Source organism: Pseudomonas sp. (genome assembly GCF_050739775.1).
In the GTDB taxonomy this organism is placed as follows: domain Bacteria; phylum Pseudomonadota; class Gammaproteobacteria; order Pseudomonadales; family Pseudomonadaceae; genus Aquipseudomonas.
The window spans coordinates 134,882-144,694 of record NZ_JBOICA010000006.1; the positions used below are offsets into that span (position 1 = coordinate 134,882).

Here is a 9,813-nt window from a genome sequence, read left to right on the forward strand (position 1 = left end):
TGACGCGTTGTTACTGTAGTAGGCGATTTTTGGATGGCAAATTGCCATCCGACGACCGGTCGAGGCCGTAGGATACTCTGGGACGCAGTGCTTTATGATAGCGGCCCTTCTTCTGCAATTCAGCGACAGCGCTGAACGCGCGGCTTCATGGATGCTGCGAGCGATCTTGCGGAAGGCAGTGTTCGGGCAGCACTTGTCTTTCATCGGAAGATAATGGTGTTGGCCTTGGTGACGTGCGAACGCTCATTCTTGAAGGCTCGCCATTCGCTACGCAATACGTTGCCGGCCGGACAGTGGTATTCCTCAGCCTCTTCATCACAGTGGAAATCGTTGCTCAAGAAACTGTCGTTCTTGCGCCCGGTTTTGTCCCACACCGGCACATGCGGCTCGATATCTTTTTCCTCCACCATCCAGGCCAGCATCGGAGCCGTACCGTAAGCGGTATCGCCGATGAGGCGATCCGGCTTGATGCCGAACTGCGCTTCGACCCGGTCGATCATGGTCTTGGTGCTCTCGACTTCAGCAGTACGATGAGCCGATGTAGGTTCCACATCCACGATGACGCCGTGCTCGGTATCGATCAGATAATTTGTGGCGTAAGCGTAGAACGCTGGGCCACCTAGAGTTGCCGTCCAGCGGGCTTGAGGATCAGTCAGCGCTAGGCGCTTAGGTAGCGTTTCGGTCAGAGCCTCCTCGTCGAGCGCCTCAAAGTATTCACGAACGGCGCGGGTGCTCAAGGACGGATCGTACCAGTTGACCTGCACCTAAAAACAACACAGCGATGGGGATATGACAACGCCCCTGATAGGGTCGCCCCAATGGGTGAATCACCCCAAATTTCCCAGCGCGACAATAAAAAAACATCGCAATCGGGAGCCCGCATAAAACTACCCACCCAGAGCCGAATACTCCCGTGCTGATCGCTTTCAAAAAGAAACCGGAGCAAACGCGGTCCCAATCCAGAACCATTGAGCTGTTTCAGCAATCGTCACAAAGCGATTGGTGATTTCTCGCCCCCCTGAGGGAAGTGAAAACTCATACTTTCTTAACCAGTAAGAGCGTGGACCTTCGCCAAGCGGCCAAGTGAACGGGCCAGTCTATTAGCAAAAATTGGCTTGGTACTGACCATCGCTTACACCTGGCTTGACCAATACGGGGCAGTTTGTGCCAGACGTACAACCACACTCCCCTTAAGCATCCTGTATGACTTCTCGCTTCCATCGAGGAGAAACTGGACTTGAAGTGGTTCGATTTCAGAACCAATGAAGTGATTCAGCAGTCGCGCCAAAAGGAAATTGATGACCTCTCAAAGCCTTAGGCAAGAGTTTTGATGATTTTCGGACCAGTACGCGCGCGAGCGCGCGCTTAGATCACCACCAGGTAGTTTGTCCACTGAAAAGCCAACCGTGGCGGTCTTATTCGGATCGAATAAAGCACTGCCGTTAGAACCCCTCGCGACAGGCAGAAATCGGCCAAAAGAGGTCTGCCGGTCGGCGTCGATGCCGATTCGGGCTTCGTGCATACGGTGCTCGCGACTGCCGCGAACGTGGCGGATGTGACCCAGGCGCATGCGCTGCTGCATGGTGAGAAAACGGTTGCGTTTGGCGATACGGGCTATCAGTGCGTTGAGAAGCGCGAGGAAAACCAGGGCTCGGAATGGACTGACACGTGGAGATGAAGCGCGGTCAGCGCAAGGCATTGCCGGACGACGAGCGAGGGGCATTGCAGGGGGTTGTCCCCTATTGGCGAGATGACGAATACGGTCACCTGCGTATAGTTGATGCCGATGAGCACTGCGAGAACAGTTAGCGTGAAAGTGGTTTTTGCTTTCATCCTCTTTCCTCCCGGATAGCCGGCGCGAGGCACGAGCGGAGACTGTTGCCCGTCGCCTGCAGGCCCTTGTTCGGTCCCGTGCGGCTATGCAGCCAGACGCATAGAAAAGGATGGCGCAGGTTGCCACCAGCCCGACTGCTCCTCCTCGGCCTTTGCCCCGGGCAACCCTTGAGGCTTCCCCCGGCCCCATCCTGCGCGGCATGTCCAGGCCGCATTGTGCCGTGCTGCGGGCGCATCAAGAGGGGTGCGCAAGAGGTGGCCGCCGGCGGAGGCGCGTGCCGGGAGGCGGAGTCAAAAGGGCTTTTGTTCCTCCTATCCTTCTTGCGATACAGTAATCCTCTCCGAGCAAATAGGGCCGACCAGGCATCCGCCCAAGATGGCACGACGAGCCTCACCGTCAAATCATCGTCAGTGTGCCCGTCATGAGTACGGTGTTGTACGGATTCCAGGTCGACATCAAGAAATAGAACTGCGCCGTTGTACTATCGATCGGGTGGGTAAAACGATCGATCAGATAGCCTCCATACAGGCCACCCCCAGCGCTCTCTCTGCCAGGATCGGAAAGCATGTCTCCTGAATTCGCGCGGTGTACAAACTGGCCGAGGGCAGTCTCCGTCTCGTAGACGGTTTGAACATCACTCCAGGGCCCCCACGGCGCAAGAGCAATTCTCCCAAGAATGGGCGTTTCGCCGTTGTACAGCATGAGCCAGACTCGCAGCGAGTCGATCCAGGTGATCGACAATTCCCCTACTATGCGCTCACCCTCGAACAATGGGCGCGCCTGGTGCTCATCTGGACTCCATGGCGAGGATGGCGATCCAGTGTAGAACCACCACGCACTACGACTTTCCACATTAGCCAACGGGACTGCAGCCAGGTAGACGTGACTATTACGGTATCGCCCACTGCCCCACAGCAACAGGGCAGGCCCACTGAAGGGCAAGCTACCGTTCAGGCTGGGATGCTGATGCGGCACGACCTTGCAAGCGATGTTGATGAAATGGCCATCAAGGGCCGGGGTCATATTGGCGACGGATACGACGTAAAGAGCTCGCAGACGCGTCGGATCATCGCCATCGGCTACGGACAGGTACGTCCTGCCCATCACCACCTGTTCGGCGTATTCCGAATAGAACACATACATCTTGCCACCAGCGCTGAAGCCGGAGATCGGCACACTGAATGCGCCGGTGTTCACAAGCTCGCCAGACAGACCCACGAGTTGCGGTGACCGGTACCGTGCGTACTCACATGTCGTGCTCACGAAGTTTAGCGCGAGATGAGGACCCGGGCGCCGCGAAGTGGTCCACGCGACGCTGTCGGTCAGGCTCTGAATGAAGTTCCACTCGTTCCATTTGGGATCTCTGAACCAGGTCGACCATGGATTCCCGTCGTCGCGGATGCCGAAGACATCCATCAGCCCGCGTGCACGCGACACCGCGGCGAGACCAGCGTCCTGCGTGAATTGCTGCTCGCCCAGCACATACCAGTCGTGCCACGTGTCTTCCCAGAACCACCGCCCGCGGACCTTGCCGTCCTCGCCTATGGCGAAGACCTCCATGTGTTTGGGATCACGCGAAACGGCCGCGACACTCGCGGTCTGACTGAACCGCGCGGCGCCCAGCACGTACCAGTCGTGCCACGTGTCTTCCCAGAACCACCTTCCACGCATGATTCCGTCCTCGCCTATGGCGAAGACCTCCATGTGTTTGGGATCACGCGAAACGGCCGCGACACCCGCGGTCTGACTGAACCGCGCGGCGCCCAGCACGTACCAGTCGTGCCACGTGTCTTCCCAGAACCACCTTCCACGCATGATTCCGTCTTCGCCTACGGCGAAGACCTCCATGTGTTTGGGATCGCGCGAAACGGCCGCAAGATGGGTCGACTGGCTGAACCGAGCGCCACAGATGGGAAATGGATCGAACCAGCGATTATTCAGGCTCGGCATGGCATTGACGATGCCAGATCCGGTGAAATAGAACAGTTCCATGTGGTCCGCGTACCGGGACACCGCCGCCGCGCCTGTTATGTGTGCTTGCGAAGGCCACGTGTCACCGAACAGGAACCATAACCGGCCGTTGTGCTCAAAAGACGAGCCAAGGTCCGTCCCAAAGATTCCAAAGCGAGAGTCGGTTCGATTCAACACAGGCTGATTGAGCTGGCGATCCCACTCGCCGGTCATCTGACAGATCTTACGAACCGCCGTGAACTGTGCATTCATTCGCATATGCTCCTTGTAGTGCTGCCAGGAGGCTTGCCGCATCCTATCATTCGCCGATGCTTTTGCGCGCCTAACGTCCAGGTTAAGCAGACCGGACAAGCGGCGCGATGAACGACAGACATTCAACGAAAACCCACCGCTTGGCCGGGTCGGCTTGAACCATTTGTTGGGCGGATTCTTGTGTCTTTTGTATCTTCTGTTTTGCCTTCTGATTCCTCGCCGGTCTGCACTCGTCACTGGCGGCCCGGAGCCGCCGCCAGTGACACCCGGCACCGGGGCGACCATTCGGGGTTCAAACCGTCCGTTCGGCCGGGATGTCTTTCGCGTCGGCGCAAAGCCGGAAGCCGATTATCGTCGAACCGTTTTCGCCCCGCTCGACCAGGAGTGAGATCGGTCGTTGCGTCCCCCAAGCGGCGATCGCTGCGTTGACGATCACGTCCGACGCCAGTGCGTCCGTTCTTGACGTGAAGCTGCGTGATCCTTCGGCGGTCTCGATCACGATGCTCGTGTCGTCGCCAGCGTCTCTCGGCCGGGAGACGCGGGTCACATTTCCCGTCAGCCACAGGGGGCCGAGCACGTGGAGTTCCTGGACGAACGGTGCGAAGTCCGGATGTGAGACGGTGAGCGTCAGCTTGCCCGGCAGCGCGTCACGTATGATGAAACTCGCGGTTCCGTCGGGACCGGGCCGGTCAACCCGCTCGAAGGCGCCCTGACGCAAATGAATCACGACGTCCTCCAGCCATTCCGGCGGTTCGGGTGGGCGCGGTGGCACCGGCTTGCGTGGCGTGAGTTCCACTCGCAGCAAGTCGCGCAGATCGCCGTGCCAGCGTATATCGACGAACAGCGGACGGCGTCGGCCGCGCCACACCAGCATCTCCGGATCGCCCATCAGGTTCAGGGCGAAGATCGCCCAGCGCCCATAGGCGTGCCAGTAACCGAGATCAAGGGCGGTGCAGCGCATGTCGTTCATCAGTCCGAGGTGACGAGTCGAGGTCAGGCGGTGGAAGAAAGCGCGCTGGTTGTCGTCCCCGAGTCCGATCCAACTGAAGCGCGAGTTGCCGACATAGGCCACGGCACCGCCGTTCGGATTCTTCAGCAGATCTTCGCTGAAGGCATCCTCGGAGTCGAACTGGTTCGTCAGACACGAGTCGGCGTAGCCGATGAAGCTATGCCAGCCATTGGTTAGATTCTGCGCCATCCACCGGCCCGCGCCGCAGCATCCGTCGGAATTGCCGTGGCCCGAGAGGGAGACGATGTGCGGTTGCGCATTGAGCGCATCGCGCACGCGGTCGGAGGTGAGGTGCTGGACCGGTGCGGCGGCGGCCTGGACCGGTGTGAGATCCGTCTCATCTTTGTACAGACGCGACACGACGTTCCAGCCGGGGATTTCGGTGCGGAGCTGCTCGCGGAGTTGCTCCTGATCGGCCATCGAGCCGTCCTGCGCGACATTGTCGAATAGATAAAAGCGCGGATTGCGCTCCGTGGCGGTGCCGCGCACGACGATCCACTGGCTCGGGATCGGGAAGGTAATGGTCTGCCAAGGTAGGGGGATGCTGATCGTTGACGGCGTGTGATCCGCGTCACTGCGGGCGAAGTACCAGCCTGGTGCGGTGCCGCCGTTGATATTAAAGGCCAGTTCACGCCGGTCCGAATCGGTGATGTCCGCGATGAGTTGGAAGTCGAAGCTGCCGGGCGCGGCCTGGAGCTTGCAGACGGTGACGGGCGTGCCGGTGTGGAACTGATTGTCGCCGGGCGTGGCCGAAGCCGTCGGATTGATCTGTACGGGGTCGTCCCAGTTCGAGGATGCGAGCAGGATTCTTCGCGGCCAGTCGCCGTTCAGCCTGGTGCCGTCGGGCGCGACGAACTTCTCATAGGCAATCACTTTGTCCACGAAAGCGCCAGCTTCCGTCGCCGACTGGACCGGCGCGCGGCCGACGCTGACATCGGTCTGCCAGACCACGCCGTCCACGTCCTGGCCGCCGACGAACTGGCCGTAGAGGCCGTTGTCGAGCGCGTCCCAGTCGTGCGGCGGCACATAGATATAAGGGATGCGCAACGTGGCGAACCAGATGTTGACCTCGAGATAAGCGACCACCCAGCTCGTGAGGCTAGCGTAGTAGAAATCCGTGGGGATGAGGTTCCACTGATACAGCCATTGCAAGCGCGCGTTCGCCGCCGCCGCCGGCCCGTTGACGCGCACAAATTCCGTCCGCATTGTCGAGCGCGTCGCATAGCTGTTGGTCGTCGTGTAATACCAGCCGAGTCCGCTGGTGGCGCTGGCACCCGTGGCGTCGAACGGGATAACCTGTCCCGTGCCGGCATTGGTGAGCATCGGAGCCCAATCGCCTGGCCACCAAGTACCGGGATTCACCACATGCATTTTGAGAAAGCTTCCGGTCCAGAACGAGACGTTGTTATCCGGCGGGTCGGTCGTGCCGACATCCATGTGCCCCTCGACCGCACCGGCCGCGAGCCGAGCTGGCACGACGCCCAGATCCCCGCCGAGCAGCACCCAAGCCACGCCCCAGTTGGCGTGCGCCCATTTCAGGAACCGGCGAATCACCTCCTGCAAGTCACGCGAACCGGTCACGAAGTCACCGTAGCGCCCGCGGACGATGTTGGTTACCGTCACCACCTTGGCCGTCACCCCGCGGCTGCGCTTCCACGCGGCAAGCCCTTGGAACGCGGCCACCATATCGCCAGCGACGCTGCCCGTCGGTGTGATGGTCGCGGCATTCCAAGTCTGGTTGTCGGTGATGATCAGATAGTCCGCCGGCAGTTCGAGTAGCGGCCACAAATCCCACCGATCGACGACCATCTCAGGATTGACGACCAGTGCCTTGGCCAGCTCGGACAGCCGCTTCGCCTGGGCGCGCGAGACGATCTGCGGCTCCGGCATCGGCATCAGTCTCTCCACATCGACATCGTGGATGCCGTATTCGGCCAGCAGTGATTTCAAGCGCCCCGGCGATTGCCGCTCTGGGCGCGGACCGTAGGCCAGCGTCACCTCGATCTCGGACAGCAGTTCGAGGGCGCCGCGCTCGCTGAGCTGCACCGGCCGCAGCTCGACACGGACCACCGGCGTCAGGCCGATCTGCTGGATCCCGGTGAGCTTGCCGACCGTCGGATCGCGGGTCGCCTGCTCGTAAAGCTTCGGATCAGGCGGCACGACAGGCGGAGCCGGAAACGGTTCCGCGACAAACTCGTCCTCGTCTTCCTCGTCGCGCGGCTCCGTCGGAGGCGGGTCGCAATCCGTCGGCGGCGGCTCGCAGTCGGCCTGGTCGGTGTCGGGCCGGGGCGGCTTCGGCGGCTGCTTGGCCCCCGGCCGCAGCGGCTGGATCGGCGCGACGAATATCGGCTCGTCGGTGACCTTGATGGTTCGCGCGGATTGCACCTCGAGTCTCGCAGGCCACGCGCCTTCTGGCACGGCGATATGGATGGAGATACGCGGCAGCGCCGGCCCACCAGGCTCGCCGAAGGTGGTGCAGCCGCCCAGCGTCATCGTGACGCCGAAGGGCGTCTTCTTCAGGTGGAGATCCGCCTTGTCGAAGCAGACGCGGAGGCGGACGAGTCCTTCATGCGTGTGCGCTTTCTCGAGCGATTGGATTTTCATGGAAGCCTCCCTTGCGGATAGCCGTTTCACTGCATCTGTCAGCCGGGTCGGTCTTCGTGATCGCGTCCCAGAACGATAGTCGCCTGAGCTCATCTGGCGCGTCCTTGGCTGATGTCCGTTGACAACAGTAGCCAGTTGCCTAATTCAGAAATTTGCCCGACCGCAACGCGCGTTGCCAACGACCTGGCAGCGACTGGGTAGCCTTTGCAACTTTTAATCAACTCAAGTGTTTTCACGGTGCATGCACCCCGCAACCCGGGTATTAACCGACCTCCTGATCTGACGTATGAGTCTAGAAAACAAGTAATTCCGGGTTAGATTTTTTAGCGATGGATCCAATCTCTGAATTGCACCGAACTTCCAGCCAGTGTCAGCTCTGGCACCGCATCCGGACATTCGTTGTAGTCAATCCGGGTGACCGATACGGGTCGTTCACTGCCGATCATGTTTGCTAAGGGGCGGGTCAAATCCCGCGCAGATGGTTGGTTAGGTCGAATGCAAATGGGTGGTCAATTCAGTGTAATTGCCCAGGCGTCAGCGGATGTGGAGAAGTGGCTCGAGCCGGCGGCGAGTTCAGCTAGTCTTCCCGCACCAGTTACTCAAGGACGATACCCATGTCAGATAACTCTGAAGCCAACATAGCCACAGCAGACGCACTCACACTGCTCCTGCACAACCAGCACGCCATATGTGCGGCCATTGAGGAGGTGAGCAAATGGCTTTCTGAGAATGGAGTGGGGAGCGTTGCCGCTAACGCAATTGCGGCCATGGAAACGCTGGACCGGAATGCTCAAGACATCATAGGCGCAATCATGCGACTACGGCAGTTATAGGTATGCCCGAGCTGATACGCGCAAATTTGCGTTTATTTGCGCTTTCCGCTTGATAAGTAACACCCATAGTGCAACAGCGTTAGTAGAACACCTTAACTGATACGGACAACACATCATGTTCATCCGCGCATACCTCCGAGCATCGACCGAAGAGCAGGACGCCGGCCGTACCCGGGCATCGCTCGAGCAATTCGCCACCGACCACAACAAGGTGATCGCAAGCGTGTACCTGGAGAACGCCAGCGGCGCTTCGGTCGATCGGCCTGAGCTGCTGCGCCTGCTGAAGGACGCGCGCAAGGGTGACGTGCTGCTGGTGGAGTCGATCGACCGCCTCTCGCGCCTTCCCGTGGAGGACTGGCAGAAGCTCAAGGCAGCGATCGACTCCAAGGGTTTGCGCATCGTTGCGCTTGATCTGCCGACCAGTCACCAAGGGATGCAGGACACCAAGGGCGACGAGTTCACCGGCCGGATGCTGGGGGCGATCAACTCAATGCTGGTGGAGATGATGGCAGCAATCGCGCGAAAGGATTATGAGCAGCGCCGAGAACGCCAGGCCCAGGGCATTGAGAAGGCGAAGGCTGCCGGCAAATATCAGGGCCGCCCCGTCGACGAGGGGCTGCACAAGCGGGTCAAGGAGCTGCTGGGTGCTGGCTTGGGCATCCGAGCCACGGCCCGTCACGCAGGCTGTTCGACAACGACGGTTCTGCGAATAAGGGGCTGATTAGAGGGTTACAAGCACTCTTCGGCTGATGCTAAAAATACAAGACAAGCGCCGGTCATATGAAGCATGAAGGCAACGAGGTAGTCAGGGACTTCTGTGGTGTGAGGACCCTGTCCGTGCCCTGCAAGGTTGTTTCTGCCCGTCGGTACGGCGCTTTCCAGCAAGCTTCGGAGTGAGGTGAACTGCGTCTGCCAGAAAGCCGGAATCAGCCCATGTTCCAGGCATACTTTTATCAATGAGCTTGCTGTTTCCCTGCCATTCAGCTCCCAGCCGCGCTTAACGCAGATGGACTTCATAAGGCTTTCAAAGGACTTTAGGCATTCGTTGAGAGCTTCCTTCGGGTTTTCATGCCGATAGTGCTCATGAGCTCGCAAAAACTCCTGTTGAGCCCCTGCGTATCCTTTGCCTTCAAGCAGACGAAGTGCAGGCTTAATGACCTCGACGTGCAGTAACTGAGAGTCAATCGTAAGCGGCCAGCGAACACACCTTCAGAATCCCCGTATTAAGGGCGATGGTGTCCGCCTATCTTTAAGCGGACGCGATCACCCTTATCGCCAGGATTCTCATGCGCCAACGAAGCTCTTATCCA

6 protein-coding genes and 2 pseudogenes are annotated in these 9,813 nt (G+C 59.7%); 3 read left to right on the forward strand and 5 right to left on the reverse strand.

Annotation, left to right across the window (positions count from 1 at the left end):
- Positions 1-84: 84 nt before the first annotated feature.
- Positions 85-761: pseudogene (locus ACRESH_RS05450) on the reverse strand (transposase); the annotation flags it as partial.
- 728 nt (positions 762-1,489) lie between these two features.
- Between ACRESH_RS05450 and ACRESH_RS05455 the strand changes: the two are divergent.
- Positions 1,490-1,657, forward strand: a pseudogene (locus ACRESH_RS05455) (transposase); the annotation flags it as partial.
- Here the strand turns inward: ACRESH_RS05455 and ACRESH_RS05460 are convergent.
- The 3 genes from ACRESH_RS05460 to ACRESH_RS05470 all read right to left on the reverse strand — a co-directional run bounded on the left by ACRESH_RS05460 (position 1,618) and on the right by ACRESH_RS05470 (position 7,670).
- The gene (locus ACRESH_RS05460) at positions 1,618-1,833 is read right to left on the reverse strand and encodes a hypothetical protein (protein WP_431741000.1); all 216 of its coding nucleotides are present in this window, start codon (positions 1,831-1,833) and stop codon (positions 1,618-1,620) included. The pseudogene ACRESH_RS05455 and the gene ACRESH_RS05460 sit on opposite strands and share 40 nt — an antisense overlap.
- 397 nt (positions 1,834-2,230) lie before the next feature.
- Positions 2,231-4,057, reverse strand: coding sequence for a DUF4185 domain-containing protein (locus tag ACRESH_RS05465; protein WP_431741001.1), 1,827 nt, complete (start codon positions 4,055-4,057; stop codon positions 2,231-2,233).
- Positions 4,058-4,349: 292 nt separating this feature from the next.
- On the reverse strand, positions 4,350-7,670 hold the full coding sequence (locus tag ACRESH_RS05470) for a C25 family cysteine peptidase (RefSeq protein WP_431741002.1): 3,321 nt from the start codon (positions 7,668-7,670) through the stop codon (positions 4,350-4,352).
- Positions 7,671-8,284: 614 nt separating this feature from the next.
- Between ACRESH_RS05470 and ACRESH_RS05475 the strand changes: the two genes are divergently transcribed.
- Positions 8,285-8,503: a hypothetical protein gene (locus ACRESH_RS05475; RefSeq protein WP_431741003.1), complete on the forward strand. Its 219-nt coding sequence runs from the start codon at positions 8,285-8,287 to the stop codon at positions 8,501-8,503.
- A gap of 115 nt (positions 8,504-8,618) precedes the next feature.
- Entirely contained in the window at positions 8,619-9,224 is a 606-nt protein-coding gene (locus tag ACRESH_RS05480) for a recombinase family protein (protein WP_431741004.1), read from the forward strand.
- 8 nt (positions 9,225-9,232) lie between these two features.
- On the opposite strand, the gene ACRESH_RS05485 is transcribed toward ACRESH_RS05480, so the two are convergent.
- A complete protein-coding gene (locus ACRESH_RS05485; protein ID WP_431741008.1) occupies positions 9,233-9,688 on the reverse strand; it encodes an STM4504/CBY_0614 family protein in 456 nt (151 codons plus the stop codon).
- Positions 9,689-9,813: the final 125 nt, after the last annotated feature.